Origin of the sequence: Chamaesiphon sp. OTE_75_metabat_556, assembly GCF_031378165.1 — a bacterium.
Taxonomy (GTDB): domain Bacteria; phylum Cyanobacteriota; class Cyanobacteriia; order Cyanobacteriales; family Chamaesiphonaceae; genus Chamaesiphon.
The window spans coordinates 1-16,818 of sequence record NZ_JANNDR010000015.1 but is presented as its reverse complement, the minus strand read 5'-3'; the positions used below and the strand labels follow the sequence as shown (position 1 = coordinate 16,818).

Genomic DNA, 16,818 nt, shown 5'->3' with positions numbered 1-16,818 from the left:
CGGGCACCCCTCCAAGGAGGGGATTTATAGACAAGAGAAGATCGATAGTGTGTATTATTGAAAATATTCAGATTGGATTGTCGATCGGTAATTCCCGCTATCATTGGGCGTGGTTTTTAAATACTAAACTTCAATCTAGTTGGGATACAACACATTTAACACCAGATCGATTCTTTCACTTATTCCCACTTGACTTACAATCTTCGATCGATCAATTGCAACTAGAGATCGATCGGATTCCGATCTATTTGGCGTCTGTCGTCCCCAGTCAAACCGCAATTTGGCAACAGTTGGATCGAGTTAAAGTTATTACTTTAAATAATATTCCCTTACTCAATCTCTATCCGACAGTAGGAATCGATCGAGCATTAGCTGTATTCGGCGCGGGTGAAATTTATGGCTATCCAGTATTAGTTATCGATGGGGGTACGGCACTAACTATTACTGGTGTTGATAATAATAATCATCGTCTTGTTGGTGGCGCAATTATGCCAGGATTGAGATTGCAAATTCGATCTCTTTATTCAGGTACCGCTGCCTTACCAGAAATAGTTTTGCCCCCACAATTACCACCACGGTGGAGCGACAATACCCCAGGATCGATCGCCAGTGGCATCCTACATACAGTTAGTGCTGGGATTAGGGATTTTATTCGGGATTGGCAGCAATTATTTCCAGATAGTCAAATCGTTTTTACTGGGGGGGATGGGGAATTATTGGTTAAATATTTACAGATTGAATCTATCGATCAATTAAGGTTCGATCGACAGTTGTTATTTCATGGTATGTCAGCACTTTTAAAAAATTAATTCACTAGTCCAACAATAACTTTCACCACAATTCTACTTCTTCCCGATCAATTTTCACTTGCACGCGCTCGATAAAAGCTTGAATCTCTCTAGCAATTTGTCGTCCAGAATCTGGTGAATCAGGATCGGTATCTTTAATCGATTTATATTCGGCTTGTCGCACGCTGCGCGCATAATCCTGACTTTGCTCGATCGTAAATCGATCGTCTCTATCGATCTGTAAAACTAATAATGGTGACTTAAATTGAGCTAATCGATCGGCAACTAATTCCTGCCGAATCTCATTAGTCGATCGTTGAAATAACAAATGACAAGTCGTCGGAAATTTACTCAGAAATTGCCAATAAGCTTGGCTGCGGACTAGTGGATGAGCACCATCACTAATTGAGATTGTTGCGGCTAAACCTTTGAGCCAGAGTTTAAATAATACTGGATGGGCGAGTAATAACTTGGTTAAGGTACTGTACTTCTGCCATCCAGTTAGCGAAAATCCTTCGGGTGAGATGGCGACTACCCCTCGCACTCGATCTGGATATTTCAAAGTATAGCTGGCCGCAATCCACGCACCTAGAGAATGCCCGACTAAATAAACTGGGTGCAACTTGAGCGTACTCAAAAACTCATGCAGATGTGCGACTTCCATGTCAATCGACGTCGGCGTGTGAGTGGAGACCGAATTACCAAATCCGAGCAAATCTGGAGCCAAGCAATGAAACTGCCGGCGCATCTGGTGCATGACATCTTGCCATTGACTACGATCGTGCCAACTACCATGCAAAAAGACGATCGCCGGACGACGAGCATCACCAGCTTCATCCCAGAAGGTAGGTCCGGTTGAGAGTTTGATGCGAGAACTAAGATCGACCATAGGGGCTAAAGAAGGGGAATGGCAAACCAACAGGTCAGAATTGCGAGGAAGTACTCAAGACCAACCACCGCTAGTTTTATCGTACAACCGTCAACGCTCACACTTCAATTTATTCATTGGATTTACTGGTCTTTCGAGCGCGCGATCGCGTATGATATAATTTGCTAAAGCTATGTCCGATCGGATTAAACTTCCGATAGTTATGTTTAATATTTATTGTATTGAGACAGCTACGGATTTCTAGCGCAGCCCAGGCGGAATCAATCCCAATCGGGCTGGCAAAGTTCATTTATCGTTTATTTTTACAGAGGCAAATATGGCAAAACGCCGCAACCTGAAGAAGGAAAAGGCGGAGCGTAATCAAGCATACGCTCGTAAATTCAGAAAACGCCCCACTGGCGGTCGGATGTTCAAATCGAGATTCCGTCCCCAATCCAATGGCACTTCGGCTGAGGAAGATAACGAAGATACCTCCGCAGCAGCAACCTAGATTAGAAAGTAGAGTGTAGGGGGTAGAGAGTAGGGAAGATCGAACTTCTGTGCTGCTATTATCCCCGACTGCTCCTACTAACCAATCTGAATTCTGGCTCGATCGATCGCTTGACGAACTCGATCGAATCCAGTCCCAGCATAACTATTTCGCGCTGCTACTACTTGTCTGGGGTCGATGGCGGCATAGATATCTGGCTCAAATGCTGGATGCAGTTCTTGCCACTCACCTAGACTCAAATCTTTGAGCAATTTATTTTGGCTCAAGCAAGTTTTTACCACTTTACCGACCAGATTGTAGGCTTCGCGGAAAGGTACACCCTTATTAGCCAGATAGTCCGCGACATCAGTGGCGTTAGCAAAATCGGCAGCAACAGCTTCAGCTAGCCGCGCTGGGCGAAACTCAATTCCTTCGTGCATCAAGATCGTCATCGCTTCCAGGCAAGCACGCACCGTATCGACCGCATCAAACAAAGCTTCTTTATCTTCTTGTAGATCCTTGTTATAAGCCAGAGGCAAGCCCTTCATCATCACCAGCATCGCCTGGAGATGTCCAAATACGCGTCCGGTTTTGCCGCGCACGAGTTCTGGCACATCGGGATTCTTCTTCTGGGGCATGATACTCGAACCTGTCGCACAGCGATCGGTCAAGCTGACAAATCGAAACTCCTCGGATGCCCAGATGATGACCTCTTCCGCCAAACGGCTTAAATGTACCATAATCAAACTGGCAGCACCAAGAAATTCGATCGCAAAATCCCGATCGCTCACGCCATCCAAACTATTGCCATAAATAGCATCAAAACCGAGTAACTCCGCTGTGTAGGCGCGATCAATCGGAAATGTCGTCCCCGCTAGCGCACCACATCCTAACGGCGAAATATTCGTGCGTTTGTAAACATCATTCAGCCGCTCCCAGTCGCGCTGAGACATCTCAAAATAAGCCAGTAGGTGGTGTGCCAAACTTAGCGGTTGAGCGCGTTGGAGATGGGTATAGCCAGGAATTAGCGTATCGACATGCTGCTCTGCCAGCATGAGCAATACCTGCTGGAAATCGCGGAGTTGGGTTTGGATCTGCCGGATGCGATCGCGGAGGTATAATCTAGTATCGGTACCGACTTGGTCGTTACGCGATCGAGCGGTATGCAGCTTTTTACCGACATCGCCGACGATCTCTGTCAGCCGCCGTTCGACGGCAAAATGGACATCTTCAGCATCGATACCGGGCTGAAAGTTGCCAGCCTGATATTCTTGGCGGATTTGCTCCAAGCCAGCAACAAGTAAATTGCCCTCTTCAGCACTGACGATCCCCGTCTGCGCCAGCATTCGCGCGTGAGCGCAGGAGCCAGTCAGATCGTATTCGATCAATTCGAGATCGAAGCCGATACTAGCATTGAATTTGGCGATCGCTGGATGTAGAGTACCTTCAAAGCGATCGCTCCAAGTCTGTGGTCGATCCATATAAAAAAGTAAGAGGCAAAAGCTCTTGAGATGAGGATGTAATCGCGATCAACAACCAGCCATATGCCGGAACCATCAGTCGGCTAGACCGGTTAGTAGTTACTAGTCAGTATTTCCACGCTATCATGTGAATGTCATGTCAACTATAAAGTTTACTAAAACATCCACATGTCTATCCAACAAACAACCATCAAAGCCAGTAGTTTATTAACCGTTCTCTGTTTGAGTGCTGCCCTAGCCATTACTAGTTGCGGCAAAAAAACCGAAACAGAAACTACCCAAACTACGACTAAAACTGAGACAGCTACCGCACCTACTACTGGTGCTACTACGGCTCCTGCCGCTGGTGCTGGTGGAGCCTTATCCGCAGCCGAAAAAACCCAATTGACGCCGGTTAAGACTGCCCTAGTCATGGCCAATAGTGCGATCAAAAGTGGTGATATTGCCAAAGCCAAGACTCAATTTGCAAAATTTAGCAGCGTATGGCCGACTGTCGAGCCTCTCGTCAAAGCCAAAGCTGGTGCTAACTATGCCGCAATCGCTAGCGGTATCGAAATGGTCAAAACTGCTATGGGTAGTGCTACACCAGACAAAGCCAAGGCCGCTGAAGGTCTGACCTCCACGATCAAAGCCATGAATGCTGTCATCGACAAGAAATAAGTTAAATTTGTAGCATTTCAGTATTCCCAGTTTTGCTCGCTCACACTCCCTGCAAAGGGGAACAACTGAAACACATCTCTTCTCGACTCGATAAATTTCGCTCCTGTCAGCATTTAGATCCCAATCTAGTTGGAGATGTTATAGTAGGATCGACCCCTAGGTTGACACAGGATATATAATGGCTGCGACTAATGGATCTAAATATCAGACGATCGTTCGTCCGCTGCAATATCGGGATATTGACGCGATCGCTAGCTTATGTCAACAAGTAACTATTCCCGATCCGGCAGTCAAGCTGCAAATCGAGCACCTGCTCAAACAGATGAGTCGCTGGTACGCGCCATTTCAGTTTCTAAATATTATTCCCACGCCTAGTCTGACCGATCGAGCTTTGTTAGTGGCCGAATGCGAACAACAAGTTCGGGGCGCGATTAGTGTTTCACCTTTCAATCGCACTCGCAGCACCTGGCATGTAGAATGGGTCTCGATCGATCGCCAATCAGCTACCCCAGAAGAAGTAACGGGGAAAAGTGATATTGGATCGCAATTATTACGTTATTGCTTCGAGCATATCGTTGATGCCAGTACATGGGTGCTAGAAGTAGATGTCAATGACAGCTCCTCCCTCGCGCTCTATCGACAGAATGGTTTTCAACCACTAGCGCACATGACCTATTGGGAAATTGCGCCCGAACTACTGCAAGAATTGGCACAGCGCGAGCCAGACTTACCCAATCTGTTGCCAGTCAGAAATACTGACGCGCAACTGATCTATCAATTAGATACAGTATCGATGCCGCCCCTATTGCGACAAGTCTTTGATCGTCAAGTTCACGACTTCAAACACAACATCGTGCAAACGATGGTGGGGAAAGTCCGCCAGTGGCTGCAACAAAAGCAATCCTTCAGCAACTATGTGTTTGAGACACAGCGCAAAGCTGCGATCGGTTATTATCACTTATCGCTCAATACCGATCGTTACCAAACTGGTAATGAAGAGTATCGCACCCACCAGGCAGAATTGACCGTCCATCCTGCTTATACTTGGCTCTATCCAGAGCTAATGGCTCAATTGGCACGTTCTTGTCAATACCTGCCTTCACAGCCGCTCCAACTAGTTTCGGCTGACTATCAACCCGAACGCGAAGAATACTTCCACCAAATCGGTGCGGTTCGGGTCAAGCATAGTCTCCTAATGTCCCGTTCGGTATGGCACAAGCTCCGCGAAGCCAAGCATCTTTCCCTGGAAAATCTCCAAATTGCCGAGATGCTCCAAAGCCTGCAACCCTCGCGCCAACCACTCCCCAATCGGATCGAAAAAAACGATCCAGAGGATCTCTCTTAGGTTGCATAGATAGATGCAGGACAAATAATGGGCGCGCTGATTGCTGAAATCATCAGTTGGATTTTCAGCTCGATTATCTTCGATATCTTGATTAAAATCCCAGGTTATGGGATTGCTATTTTACTGTGTAGATTGGGATTGAGAAAGATCGATCGAGAAATCTCTCCTGATGGAGCGATGAGTATTACTTGTGGATTATTGTTCTGGGTAATAATTGGAAGTATCGGCTATCGATTTTTACAATTGAGAAAGTAAAATATTTGGGAATGTGCTTAGTCACTGTCTAGACAGTGACTAAGCAGAGAATAGCCTTCAAGCAAGGAGTGTGAATAATAATTTTGATGTTGCTGATTTGCAGTATGATTTGTCTCCGAAATTTAGAGTAGGGGTAATTCATGAATTACCCCTACTCTAAATTTCAGGGATTGTCTAAGCGAGTAAATCATAACTAAACTCAGCAATACCTGAATTCTGCCGATTCATCGCCGTTAAGCTGATAGAATAAAACTAATTAAGTAGACAGATCTTAGACCCCCAGTTGTCTCACTACTGTATTTAACATCGAATTTATGATCGTTGCACTGTTGTATTTAATTTTGAGTGGGGCTTACCTGCTAGTATTTCCTGGTGCATTGTACTTGTATCTGCAAAAGCGATGGTATGTCGCTAGCTCGATCGAGCGGCTAGCGATGTATTTTCTAGTATTCTTCTTTTTCCCAGGGATGATTTTACTCTCACCATTCCTCAATTTTCGCCCCAAACGCCGTGAAATCGAGGCTTAGAGATCGCTAATGCGGAGAATTGATGTCATTGTCATTGGGATCGTGGTCTTTGCGATCGGTGGTGCTGGATACTTGGGCTTAAAGCTGGCGGGATTAGATAGTATCGATGCGGGGATCTGGAGTCAACTAGTATTAGTTGGCATCATTTTGGCTTGGTCATTTAGCTATGTATTTCGAGTCGCGACCAAAAAAATGACTTATGGGCAACAGCTCAAAGACTATGAAGAAGCCGTTTTGCAAAAACGCCTCGACGAACTAACTCCCGAACAACTCGCCGAAATCCAAGCCGAAATCGAGCAAGAACGCAATAAATCCTAAAATTTGCCACAAAGTTTGATTAGAGCTGCTCGACTGGCATCCGGATCGATCGGCTAGACTTGCATGTAATCTTGCCAGTGAAAACTTTATGCCCTAACACCTACCCTCTACCCCCTAATTTATGCTCTCCGTCTCTAGTTGTTTTCAGTCTTTACGCGATCGCGGTCAATGTGCTCTAATTCCGTTTATTACCGCTGGCGATCCAGACTTAGCAACCACGGCAGCAGCACTCAAAACCATGGATGCCGCTGGTGCTGACTTAATCGAATTAGGCGTTCCCTATTCAGATCCCTTGGCCGATGGGCCGATCATTCAGGCAGCGGCTACTCGCGCGCTAGCGCGGGGCGTCAAGCTCAATGATGTCATCGGGATGGTAGCGGAGGTCAGTCCGCAGCTCAAAGCACCGATTATTTTATTTACTTATTACAATCCCATCCTAAATCTGGGCATTCGCAACTTTTTAACCCAAATTGCGGCTGCGGGCGTAAAGGGTTTGGTGGTGCCGGATTTGCCATTGGAAGAAGCTGAAGAGTTGTTAGTACCAGCGGCCGAAATCGGCATCGAAGTGATTTTGCTGGTCGCACCGACTAGCTCTCAAGAGCGGATTATCGCGATCGCGGCTAAGTCGCAGGGTTTTATCTATTTAGTCAGTGTGACAGGTGTAACTGGTGTCAGGTCGGGATTGGAGGATCGTGTTGGGGATATCCTGGCCAATCTGCGGAGTGTCACCGATAAACCGATCGCGATTGGCTTTGGAATCTCGGCGCCAGAACATGCTGAGCAGGTGCGTAAATGGGGTGCAGATGGGGTAATTGTCGGTAGTGCGATGGTTAAGCGTTTGGCAGAGGGAACGCCGTTAGAAGGGCTGAAATCGATCGAGCAGTTTTGTGGAAGTTTGAAAGCGGCGATTTGCTAATGTAACTTCAGTTTGGGTTAAGGCTCGTACTTAACTGCTTATAATGAGCCAATCGGCAAACAATCTTAACTGCTCGTAATAAGCGAATTGGCAAACTATAAATACTTGCTAGTTGCGATTTTCCTAGTGAGGGCAAAACCCGGATCTGGGGGTCGGAGCGACTGAAATCACGTGGAGGTTTCCGACCCATGTGTTTTAGTCAAGACAGAGGCTATCGCCAACGCAAATTCTTAACCCGTTGGCGTAGCCTCTCCGCTAGGAGACACTCACGTTAAAGTAGCTTGCGGAAAACCTACACAAGAAAGGCGATCAAAATATTCGATCGCCTTTACTAGTATCTGAATTTAAACAATCGGATCGATAATGCCGCCGCCGAGGACGATATCGCCGTCATACCAGACTGCTGCTTGGCCGGGGGTAATCCCAAATTGCGGTTCGTCAAATACCAATTTGACTTTGTTATCTGTTAGGGGAATCACGCTGACAGGGACGGCTTCAGACCGATAACGCACTTGCACTTGAGCGCGAATTGGGGCAATAGGTTGCGGGATCGAGACCCAGTTGACACGATCGATCGTGCATTCGGTGCCGTGAGTTTCCGCGCGGGAGCCGACGACGACTCGATTCTTGATGGCATCGAGGGCGACTACGTAGAGCGGTTCGGGTGCGGCAATGCCAATCCCGCGCCGCTGACCGATCGTGTAATGATGGATGCCTAGATGTTGGCCGAGGATGGCACCTTGAGTATCGACGATGTCGCCAGGACGCTCGTTGATATATTTATCCAAGAAGGTTTTCATCGAGCCGTGTTTTTCGACCAAACAGAGATCTTGGCTTTCGGGTTTATCGGCTGTGGATAAATTCAATCCAGCGGCGATTGCTCGCGTTTGGGTTTTGAGTGTCTCCCCCAGCGGAAAAACTGTTGCGGCCAAAATGTCTTGCTCTAAATCGTAGAGAAAATAAGTTTGATCCTTCGATCGATCGATCGCCCGACGTAGTTGATGCCGTTGTAGCGTATCGTCATAGGTAATTCGCGCATAGTGCCCTGTGGCAATATAGTCAGCACCCAACTCGGCTTTGGCATATTTGACCATCGGCCCAAACTTCACGGCCTTATTGCACTGCGAACAAGGTAATGGTGTAATGCCAGCTTCATAGCCAGCGACGAGGTAATCGATAATATACTGCTCGAAAGTATCGCGACTATCGACAATCTGATGGGTAATCCCTAACTGGTCGCAAATTTTCGCAGCATCAACCATGCCTTCCGAGCAACATTGACCTTTACCACGCATCAACCACAAGGTCAGACCGAGGACATCATAACCTTGCTCGCACAAAATTGCGGCAGCGACGGAACTGTCTACCCCGCCAGAGAGTCCAATGACAACTTTTTTTGGAGATGGCGACATCAGCATTTTTGGTATAACTTGCCCATTCCTAAGTTAACACTTCTCGATCGCGTTTGGTGGTTTAGATTGGAGAATGCGAATCGCTACGATCTGCTGCGGCGATTACCTCTGTTCGGCTACACCAACGCGACTGGTGCGGGCAGAACATCAACTAAAAGTTGGTCTTAAAACCGCCTCAGACCCCAAATTCCGCACTAATTTGACAATCCTTAAAGTATTGCTAGTATAGAATTTCAATCGATTTGGATTAACATCTTCAGCTAACTGACCATTCCGATTTCAAGTCGATCGCTATTTTTGGCGATCGATTGGGCATACTTAAACAAAATCGGAAAAAATCGTCGCAAGGCTTGGCTCTTGGCTAGTTTAGGGAACATCGATTTGCGGTCTAGCGTCGTTCAGAAAACAGTAGATCCTAGATACTATCCATGGCAACGATGGCCGGACATCAGCAGCTAAGCACTTGTTTAGTACTAGAATTCTATAGGTACGATAAACGACCGAAGTTAAAACCGATGTCTAAGCCTTAAACTAGACTACTAGACACTGACTTGAAGATAACTAACTATATAAATTTTTTATGAATACTGCTAGTTTGCGGACTTATATGTACAAGGGTACGATTGCTGGCCTCCTACCAGTATTGGCGATCGTCAATTTTCAGTCAGTAGGGATGACCGCACCAGCCCAAGTCGGTAAGTCCAGCACCCCAATTAAAACCATCCCCGCCAAGGTCGCGCAAACTCCAGCCAAGAAAGCCAAGCCAAAAGCTCCAGCTAAACCCGTTCAAAATCGCCGCGTCGCCGTACCTGCTGGTAGTTTTGCAGACTCCTACACATTAGGTGCTGGGGATAGATTGAGGGTAGACATTTTCAACGTACCAGAATATAGCGGCGAGTTTTATGTGCTTGGCGATGGTGCGATCAACCTGCCAGTGGTCGGTGCGATTCCCGTCCAAGGATTGACAGTTCAAAAAGCATCTGCTTTACTTACAAACTATTTCTCTCGCTACGTCAAACGACCGATCGTCACGATTAGCGTTTTGGCTCCCCGTCCCGTCCAATTCGCGATCGCGGGTGAAGTCACTCGGTCGGGTTCTTACACGATTCCCTTCACAGCAGACAATCGCAAGTTCCCCACGATCAGCCAAGCTATTCAACTCGCTGGTGGTACGACTCAGACCGCCAATCTCCGCCAAGTTCAAGTCCGGCGGGCAGCAACTGGCAGAATTATTTCAGTAAATATCTTTGATGTCCTTCAGCGCGGTAACACTTCTCAGGACATTACATTGAGGGATGGCGATACTATTTATATTGCCCGTTCTGAGGGTGTAAATACAGCAGACAGACTACGGTTGGCTGGTTCTAACTTGGCCAATCAAGATGCTACTGTCAAAGTCGCGATCTTGGGTGAAGTTGGCAAACCAGGTACTTACACGCTCAGAGGTGAAAGTGGTGGTACAACGGCAGCAGGCACCGGTGGACGAGTCACCCCACCCACACTGACAGAGGCAATTAAAATTGCTGGTGGGAGTACCGCATCTGCAGATCTGAGTCGGATTAAGGTCAGACGGAATACGCGGACTGGTAATGGTCAAACCGTACCGATTAACTTACTTAATCTGCTCAAAGCTGGAGATTTCGGTCAAGATATCATCCTCCAAGATGGCGATACGATCCTGCTCCCCACCGCAACTGAGATTAATAGTGCCAATAGCACTCTAGTTGCTGCTTCCAACTTGGGGCCACAGGCCATCAATCCGCCAAGAGTTGTTGTCGTCGGCGAAGTCAATCGTCCTGGTACTTACACGGTCACTGGCTCGGCGAACACGACCAATAACAATACTCAGTTGACTGGGACTGTCTCGCTGCCAACTGTCACCAATGCCATTCAATCAGCATCAGGGATTAAGCCCACCGCTGATATTCGTCAAATTCAATTGATTCGGACGACCCGCGCTGGCGAACAGAAAATCTCACTCAACTTGTTTAAACTGCTGCAACAAGGGGATACCAGTCAAGATATCATCCTCCAAGAAGGCGATCGGATCTTTATTCCTGTCGCCCAGAATCTGAGCGCACAGGATGTCGAGCTAGTTTCGACATCAACCTTGTCGCCAACAACGATCAAAGTCAATGTCATTGGTGAAGCTGGTATTTCTGGCGGCAGCCGTGACGTACCCTCTAATACCACTCTCAATCAGGCAATCCTTCTGGCTGGTGGTTTTAATAACGTTCGTGCTAACAAAAATGAGGTTGACCTAATCCGCCTCAATCCCAATGGTACCGTGACCAAACGATTGATCAGGCTGAACTTTGCCAGAGGGATCGATGCCGAGAACAATCCGCGTCTGCAAAACAACGATACGATCGTGATCGGGCGCAATAACCTGACTCGAATTGGTGACGGTTTCAGTACGATTCTGACTCCGTTTAATGGGCTGCTCAATATCCTCAGATTCTAGGATTTCAGAATTAGAATGGGGCAGAATCTCGCTTAGATCCTGCCCCATTCTGATGAATGGCAATACCCCACTCAATTCAATAACTAGCTAGTGCCATAGCGATCGATGATAATAGAGATCCGGTTATCGATCGATCTGCTCAAATTGCTATGAACACGACTAATTTACGGGATCTCTACCAACAGGTCATTCTCGAACACTACAAAAAGCCCACCCACCGAGGCAAAACTAACCCGATCGATCGCTATCAAAAAGGACACAATCCATCTTGTGGGGATACGATCGAGTTGACACTTCAGCTCGACGCGAGTGGCGAGCGGATCGATGATGTCAAATTTGAAGGCGAAGGCTGCGCGATTGCCATGGCTTCTGTCGATTTGATGGCTGGAGCCTTAACGGGCAAGACGATCTCTGAAGCTCTAGAATTAGTTGGAATTTTTCAAGGCATGATGAAAGGGGAAACAGAATTTCCCAAAGAGCAACGCAAACTCAATGTGATGAAGGGCGTGGCTCAATTTCCAGTGCGGATCAAATGTGCCAACCTCGGCTGGCATACCCTCAAAGCCGCACTCCAAATGACTGGAGAGGCCAAACTTGCCGATTTTATTACTAATGAAGCCGAATAGCGATCGATCAGTCAGAAGCTAAAGATATCAATAACATCACCATTGCTTGCAGTCTCGATAGCGACCCTAACCCCGATTCCCGATCCCCTATCCCCTATCCCCTAACTTAGATGATTTCAACTGCTGACTTTCTTAAATACTGTCAATGGTCGGGAATTGCCACCCTCGCATTTGCCGTGGCGACAATCTTGGCCTTGATCTTAAAATGGGGGTTCAAATACCGACTGGTTGGTGCAACGGGCTTTATGGGCGTGCTGACAGCCGGATTGTTTGCACTGAGTCTAGTGCCGATCGTGCATACCAGTGTCCCTGGAGCATTAAATTACTCCCTCATCTATGATAACGGTAGCGATCGCGCGACGATCGTCGTCAAAACACCGATTAGCGAAACGGGACTAGATGCCACATTGCGCCAAGCCGCCGCCGATTTGTATTCCTACGGTCGCTCCGGCGCGATCGACCGTCAGCTCAAGATTCGGGCGCGGACGACGATTCATCCCCAGCCAGGCGTCTCACAGCCCTTAGTCTTGGGCGAAGTAATCCGCTCGCTCGGTGGTGGTGAAGATAGCGAACTTCAGATCACGATCAATCGGGGTAATTTGGTCAAGGTAGCTCAAAAACAAGCATAATTACGATCGATTAGCTCGACACGGCGACAAAGTTTAAGTTATTAAGTTAGCGATGCATCTTGAATGGGAACAATATGAGAAGTTGTAAGGATTGAGAGTGGCCGAATAATGTTGTGTTCGATCGCGATCTCATCCAACTACCAAGCTCGGTTCGCCGCTCTTCTGACCTCATTTATAAATTTTCTGGATCGATCGTCAAAATCCACCGATTTGCTCGGATCACTGCCGCGATCGCCAGATATTTTGAAATTGCATCGTTCGACTCAAACTTAGATATTAAAGCTGGTTAACTTCATGAGGATTAATGACCCAAATTTACTTCAACAAGTCGTTAACTACCTAGATAGACATCAAGAAGCAGTTCGCATCAAAAAAATGCTCTACTGCCTGTGTACCAGTAGGTGGGAAAAGGATACTGAATATTTAGACTCGATTAATTTTCAGTATTTAATCGAACAGATCCTCCGCGAGCATACTACGCTCGATCGGTTCAGAGTATTATTGCAAAATCTGATTAAGACAGTTAATAAGCCCAAACAATATATCGAGATTGCTAAGGTAATTTATCTAGCGATCGGACAACTATATCCTGAATTCCGTCAAGAACATGGTGGTAGACCCCCATCACCCCCGCCAGCACAGGTCGATCGACCCGAACCGACCGTCTCCACCATTGATCGAGAAGTCCCTTCAGCGTTTCAGCGTGCTTATGCACCAGAACCGACTCAAGCCAACTACTCTCAAGGAGGAGTACCCTCGGCACTAGAACGTGCTTACGCACCAGCACCGACTCAAGCACTCACCAGTCAGGCCATACCCTCGGCACTAGAGCGTGCTTATGCACCTTTAGCTACTCAACAATTTGCGGAAGCACCAGCCGATAGTGAAGATGTAGATGAATCGGCCTACGAAACATATTACGACCCAAATCTCTCAGAAATGGGCAACTTTGGGGATGCGGAACCTGCGCCAGCAGCAGCATATCAGGTACCGGAGTATGACCCCTTCAGCTTACGCCAGAGCGTCATGAGCTACAGCAATCCGTTGCGTGCCAAAATCATTCTCCTGGTGATGCTGCGACCTGATTTTAATTTCAGCAGTCAATCAGTCGCCACCATGCGGGAATATCAACTCGACGATTTGTTGCTAGAAGTCCTCAAAGCTTACCCCAGCATGTCACAACTAGAAGAAAGCATGACTTGTGCCGTCGAGCTGCTAGTCGAACTCGAAGAATATGGCAAAGCCGCCACTGGACTGCTCCAGTCTTTGCTACCACTCTATACCGTTAAATCCTAAGCTGCCAGATTTGGCGTTCGTAATTAAGCTACGCTAGTAAGCATCAATTATCTTGTCAGGCACTATGCCGATCAAGAGTTTTTCTTGCGCTGAAGGGAGAGTAGATTAATTATGGTCAGAACTGCATCGACAATGTTACCTTTGGGTGTGAGTGCGCCAGATTTTCAGCTTACAGATGTTGTCAGTGGTGCCGCGATTTCGCTGGCTACTTTTACAGGCAAACCAGCTTTGCTAGTGATGTTTATTTCTGTGCATTGTCCGTTTGTCAAACATGTTCAAACCCAATTAGCACAGATTGGCAAAGACTATAGTGCCCAAGGATTGGGAATGGTGGCAATTAGCCCCAATGACATCGAGAAGTATCCTGATGATGCACCAGAGCATTTAGCAGCCTTAGCCCATGCTGAAGGGTTTAATTTTCCGGTCTGCTGCGATCTCAGCCAAGCCGTGGCCAAGCTCTATACGGCAGCTTGTACGCCCGATTTCTTTTTATTCGATCGCGATCTACGTTTGGCATATCGCGGCCAATTAGATGATAGCCGCCCCTCGAATGGCAAACCAGTCACAGGACAAGATCTGCGCCACGCGATTGAGTTCCTGCTAGCGGGTAAAGAGGTCGATCCCAATCAACGCCCCAGTATCGGCTGTAATATCAAGTGGATTCCAGGTAAAGAGCCTGAATACTTTACAGGCGTCCGCGCCGAAGAGTAAGGGCGATCGCATCCCTAATTCAAACTGCTATTGGCAATCGATCGAGTAGAGCTGGCTTATGAAAATTTATATTAAATAGCTAGAATTATCACTCGATCGGTGTGCTAGCATCCGTTCATTCACTACTTCGATTTATTCGCCGGGAGTTGAATTAACTAATGATCTTCATCTACGCCATCATTGCTTGGGGAATTGCTTTTATTACCTGCTGGACAGTTATTTCCCAGTGTCAGACTGGACTGATGACTGTACAACGGCTACACCGCGTGCCTTGTTACAAATGCAAATATTTTACCAATAGTTGCTATCTCAAATGTACTGTCAATCCCCAGGTAGCTTGTTCGGAAGCCGCGATCGATTGTCGGGACTATCAGGCGTTAGAACAGATCTAATTAGCGATCTCGTTACCATTATTTCTCACTCGACCTCACCCGTTTCGATCTCTTAATTTCTACCAAACAGCCACCACAGAGTAAGGTTCCCCACAATGCAGCAGGTTTGGGTATTTTAGTCGTAACTTGGGTTGGCGTAGCAATTTTGATTTGGTCGATGCCGATCGCATCACCGCCGCTATTAATCGAACTGACAAATTCAACTCTATTAAACTCCTCAGCCGGACTATCAGCAATAAAGCCAAAGAAGAATTCCGAACTATTGGCCGAACCAACATTTGTGGGAATGGCAGTTGAATTGACTAATGTAGTTCCATTGAAAAACTTCATGGTTAAGATATTACCGCCGTCGCCCAGATCTGTACCAAAGTAGCCGAAGGCTGCCAGTGAATTACTAAAGCTAATCGAAAAATTGTTTTCGCTGTTGATCGAAATACCATACATACCATCAGTCGGATAAGTACCAGCGTTAGTAAATCCGGCACCATTGGCTTTTTGGACGCTGGTAGTTGCGGTGCCAGGAACTCCAGGATTATTCGGATCTGTCGGATTCTTTTGCGTATACGAAAAAGTGGCAGTTGTGTTAGAAATTGTCCTGCTCAATCCGTTAATTGCACCTGATACTCCTTCAAAGCTCTCGGTAGTCACCGTTGCCTCGGCTAGGTTATCTGAAAAAGTCTTGAAAGCAGCCTCAGAGATTGGAGCAGTGACCTTTGTTAATGGTATTAATGGACTACTTGTGTTTAGATCGTACCCATTGAAAGTAGCGGCGATCGCCGAATTACTCATCAGCATCACTGAAACTGTGCCACTGACGATCGAACCAAGAGATCTGTATTTCATCACGATTCGGGGTTATCTAAAATTTGCCAATCTTAAACCTAATGCTGAAGGTACTTTCGATCTTTTACCAGTCTTTTTCTAATTCAGCCATTATACTATTGACAATAACACCCTGGACGCAACTAGTCAGTAGTCATCGATCGAATAACACTGTGATTTATGTCCTTGGAGAGCTAGATTCAGGTGCTAGTATCGATCGTGTCAATCCAAGAAATCTGTGTAGCAAAAACTTGAAAATTGAAAACTCAGCCAAATAGCTGAGTTTAGCTAGCAACTCACTGAGTCTTGAGGAGAACTTCGATCGTTATCGCCATAGATCGAAATATCCTCGCTAGCCGGAACTAACGAAGATATCTGACAGCGACAAACTGCCTGGAAAATTCCAGATCTAACTAAAAAAACTAATCGATCGCGATCGTCGTTGGCGTTGTGACTGGTGCTGCGCCCGAATTATTGCTATTGGGGGTATGGGGTTTGCGGAAGTCGGCATATAATTTGTCCCGCCAAGTGAAAAATAGATCGTAGTCTGGATTATCTGCAAAACCAGGAATACCTTTACCCTTGAGATTGGACGGAATATCGAGATAGGAGCCTTCAGGAATTTTGAGTACAAGACTCAAGCCCGCGACCGTCAAGTCTGCCAGAGTAGGGGTATCCCCAGTCAGATAAGCATAAGAATTTTGAGACAGTAGCATACAAATTGATTCGAGACTGCGGTGCATCTCGGCTTTGGCAGCTTTAATCGAGTCTGGTGTCAACCCGACACCCAAACCCAACAGATCGATCGCTTCTCTGGG

Annotated in this window: 18 protein-coding genes; 13 read left to right on the top strand and 5 right to left on the bottom strand. The window is 46.8% G+C overall.

Annotated features, from left to right (window positions below):
* Nucleotides 1–47: 47 nt before the first annotated feature.
* Entirely contained in the window at nt 48–809 is a 762-nt protein-coding gene (locus RMO27_RS00590) for a pantothenate kinase (protein WP_396133590.1), read from the top strand.
* A gap of 22 nt (nt 810–831) precedes the next feature.
* On the opposite strand, the gene RMO27_RS00585 is transcribed toward RMO27_RS00590, so the two are convergent.
* A complete protein-coding gene (locus tag RMO27_RS00585; RefSeq protein ID WP_309728053.1) occupies nt 832–1,677 on the bottom strand; it encodes an alpha/beta hydrolase in 846 nt (281 codons plus the stop codon).
* Between the two features lie 316 nt (nt 1,678–1,993).
* Between RMO27_RS00585 and RMO27_RS00580 the strand changes: the two genes are divergently transcribed.
* On the top strand, nt 1,994–2,167 hold the full coding sequence (locus tag RMO27_RS00580) for a hypothetical protein (RefSeq protein WP_015157954.1): 174 nt from the start codon (nt 1,994–1,996) through the stop codon (nt 2,165–2,167).
* A gap of 77 nt (nt 2,168–2,244) precedes the next feature.
* Here the strand turns inward: RMO27_RS00580 and argH are convergent, their stop codons facing one another.
* Nucleotides 2,245–3,627 (bottom strand): argininosuccinate lyase, encoded by a 1,383-nt coding sequence (gene argH, locus RMO27_RS00575; protein WP_309728047.1) that lies wholly within the window; start codon nt 3,625–3,627, stop codon nt 2,245–2,247.
* Nucleotides 3,628–3,795: 168 nt separating this feature from the next.
* Here argH and RMO27_RS00570 point away from each other — a divergent pair, with 168 nt between their 5' ends.
* The 5 genes from RMO27_RS00570 to trpA all read left to right on the top strand — a co-directional run bounded on the left by RMO27_RS00570 (nt 3,796) and on the right by trpA (nt 7,648).
* Nucleotides 3,796–4,287, top strand: a complete 492-nt coding sequence (locus RMO27_RS00570; protein ID WP_309728046.1) for a hypothetical protein — start codon at nt 3,796–3,798, stop codon at nt 4,285–4,287.
* A 178-nt stretch (nt 4,288–4,465) separates the two neighbouring features.
* Nucleotides 4,466–5,632, top strand: coding sequence for a GNAT family N-acetyltransferase (locus RMO27_RS00565; RefSeq protein WP_309728044.1), 1,167 nt, complete (start codon nt 4,466–4,468; stop codon nt 5,630–5,632).
* Nucleotides 5,633–6,192: 560 nt separating this feature from the next.
* On the top strand, nt 6,193–6,414 hold the full coding sequence (ndhL, locus tag RMO27_RS00560) for an NAD(P)H-quinone oxidoreductase subunit L (protein WP_309728057.1): 222 nt from the start codon (nt 6,193–6,195) through the stop codon (nt 6,412–6,414).
* A gap of 9 nt (nt 6,415–6,423) precedes the next feature.
* Nucleotides 6,424–6,732 (top strand): DUF3007 family protein, encoded by a 309-nt coding sequence (locus tag RMO27_RS00555; protein ID WP_309728042.1) that lies wholly within the window; start codon nt 6,424–6,426, stop codon nt 6,730–6,732.
* A gap of 121 nt (nt 6,733–6,853) precedes the next feature.
* Nucleotides 6,854–7,648: a tryptophan synthase subunit alpha gene (gene trpA, locus RMO27_RS00550; protein ID WP_309728040.1), complete on the top strand. Its 795-nt coding sequence runs from the start codon at nt 6,854–6,856 to the stop codon at nt 7,646–7,648.
* Nucleotides 7,649–7,992: 344 nt separating this feature from the next.
* Here trpA and mnmA read toward each other — a convergent pair whose 3' ends face one another.
* A complete protein-coding gene (gene mnmA, locus RMO27_RS00545) occupies nt 7,993–9,060 on the bottom strand; it encodes a tRNA 2-thiouridine(34) synthase MnmA (protein WP_309728038.1) in 1,068 nt (355 codons plus the stop codon).
* A gap of 580 nt (nt 9,061–9,640) precedes the next feature.
* Here mnmA and RMO27_RS00540 point away from each other — a divergent pair.
* From RMO27_RS00540 to RMO27_RS00515, 6 genes are all read left to right on the top strand, one after another.
* Complete coding sequence (locus tag RMO27_RS00540) at nt 9,641–11,524, top strand: SLBB domain-containing protein (protein WP_309728036.1); 1,884 nt, start codon at nt 9,641–9,643, stop codon at nt 11,522–11,524.
* Nucleotides 11,525–11,673: 149 nt separating this feature from the next.
* Entirely contained in the window at nt 11,674–12,150 is a 477-nt protein-coding gene (gene sufU, locus RMO27_RS00535; protein ID WP_309728034.1) for a Fe-S cluster assembly sulfur transfer protein SufU, read from the top strand.
* A 110-nt stretch (nt 12,151–12,260) separates the two neighbouring features.
* Complete coding sequence (locus RMO27_RS00530) at nt 12,261–12,779, top strand: Ycf51 family protein (RefSeq protein WP_309728032.1); 519 nt, start codon at nt 12,261–12,263, stop codon at nt 12,777–12,779.
* A gap of 294 nt (nt 12,780–13,073) precedes the next feature.
* Nucleotides 13,074–14,075 carry a hypothetical protein gene (locus RMO27_RS00525; protein WP_309728030.1) on the top strand — a complete coding sequence of 334 codons (1,002 nt, stop codon included), beginning with the start codon at nt 13,074–13,076 and terminating at the stop codon, nt 14,073–14,075.
* 111 nt (nt 14,076–14,186) lie between these two features.
* A complete protein-coding gene (locus tag RMO27_RS00520; protein WP_309728028.1) occupies nt 14,187–14,786 on the top strand; it encodes a thioredoxin family protein in 600 nt (199 codons plus the stop codon).
* Nucleotides 14,787–14,944: 158 nt separating this feature from the next.
* Nucleotides 14,945–15,178 carry a hypothetical protein gene (locus RMO27_RS00515; protein ID WP_309728026.1) on the top strand — a complete coding sequence of 78 codons (234 nt, stop codon included), beginning with the start codon at nt 14,945–14,947 and terminating at the stop codon, nt 15,176–15,178.
* Between the two features lie 18 nt (nt 15,179–15,196).
* On the opposite strand, the gene RMO27_RS00510 is transcribed toward RMO27_RS00515, so the two are convergent.
* Together RMO27_RS00510 and RMO27_RS00505 are read right to left on the bottom strand one after the other, a co-directional pair.
* Nucleotides 15,197–16,021: a hypothetical protein gene (locus RMO27_RS00510; protein WP_309728024.1), complete on the bottom strand. Its 825-nt coding sequence runs from the start codon at nt 16,019–16,021 to the stop codon at nt 15,197–15,199.
* A 401-nt stretch (nt 16,022–16,422) separates the two neighbouring features.
* A partial coding sequence (locus RMO27_RS00505) for a glutathione S-transferase domain-containing protein (protein WP_309728022.1) occupies nt 16,423–16,818 on the bottom strand: 396 nt, incomplete at its 5' end.

Bases quoted from the DNA above. Each gene is read 5' to 3' on its own strand.
- RMO27_RS00585 (WP_309728053.1), bottom strand. From the start codon at position 1,677: ATGGTCGATCTTAGTTCTCGCATCAAACTCTCAACCGGACCTACCTTC.
- RMO27_RS00580 (WP_015157954.1), top strand. From the start codon at position 1,994: ATGGCAAAACGCCGCAACCTGAAGAAGGAAAAGGCGGAGCGTAATCAA.
- argH (WP_309728047.1), bottom strand. From the start codon at position 3,627: ATGGATCGACCACAGACTTGGAGCGATCGCTTTGAAGGTACTCTACAT.
- RMO27_RS00570 (WP_309728046.1), top strand. From the start codon at position 3,796: ATGTCTATCCAACAAACAACCATCAAAGCCAGTAGTTTATTAACCGTT.
- RMO27_RS00565 (WP_309728044.1), top strand. From the start codon at position 4,466: ATGGCTGCGACTAATGGATCTAAATATCAGACGATCGTTCGTCCGCTG.
- RMO27_RS00555 (WP_309728042.1), top strand. From the start codon at position 6,424: ATGCGGAGAATTGATGTCATTGTCATTGGGATCGTGGTCTTTGCGATC.
- trpA (WP_309728040.1), top strand. From the start codon at position 6,854: ATGCTCTCCGTCTCTAGTTGTTTTCAGTCTTTACGCGATCGCGGTCAA.
- mnmA (WP_309728038.1), bottom strand. From the start codon at position 9,060: ATGTCGCCATCTCCAAAAAAAGTTGTCATTGGACTCTCTGGCGGGGTA.
- RMO27_RS00540 (WP_309728036.1), top strand. From the start codon at position 9,641: ATGAATACTGCTAGTTTGCGGACTTATATGTACAAGGGTACGATTGCT.
- sufU (WP_309728034.1), top strand. From the start codon at position 11,674: ATGAACACGACTAATTTACGGGATCTCTACCAACAGGTCATTCTCGAA.
- RMO27_RS00530 (WP_309728032.1), top strand. From the start codon at position 12,261: ATGATTTCAACTGCTGACTTTCTTAAATACTGTCAATGGTCGGGAATT.
- RMO27_RS00525 (WP_309728030.1), top strand. From the start codon at position 13,074: ATGAGGATTAATGACCCAAATTTACTTCAACAAGTCGTTAACTACCTA.
- RMO27_RS00520 (WP_309728028.1), top strand. From the start codon at position 14,187: ATGGTCAGAACTGCATCGACAATGTTACCTTTGGGTGTGAGTGCGCCA.
- RMO27_RS00515 (WP_309728026.1), top strand. From the start codon at position 14,945: ATGATCTTCATCTACGCCATCATTGCTTGGGGAATTGCTTTTATTACC.
- RMO27_RS00510 (WP_309728024.1), bottom strand. From the start codon at position 16,021: ATGAAATACAGATCTCTTGGTTCGATCGTCAGTGGCACAGTTTCAGTG.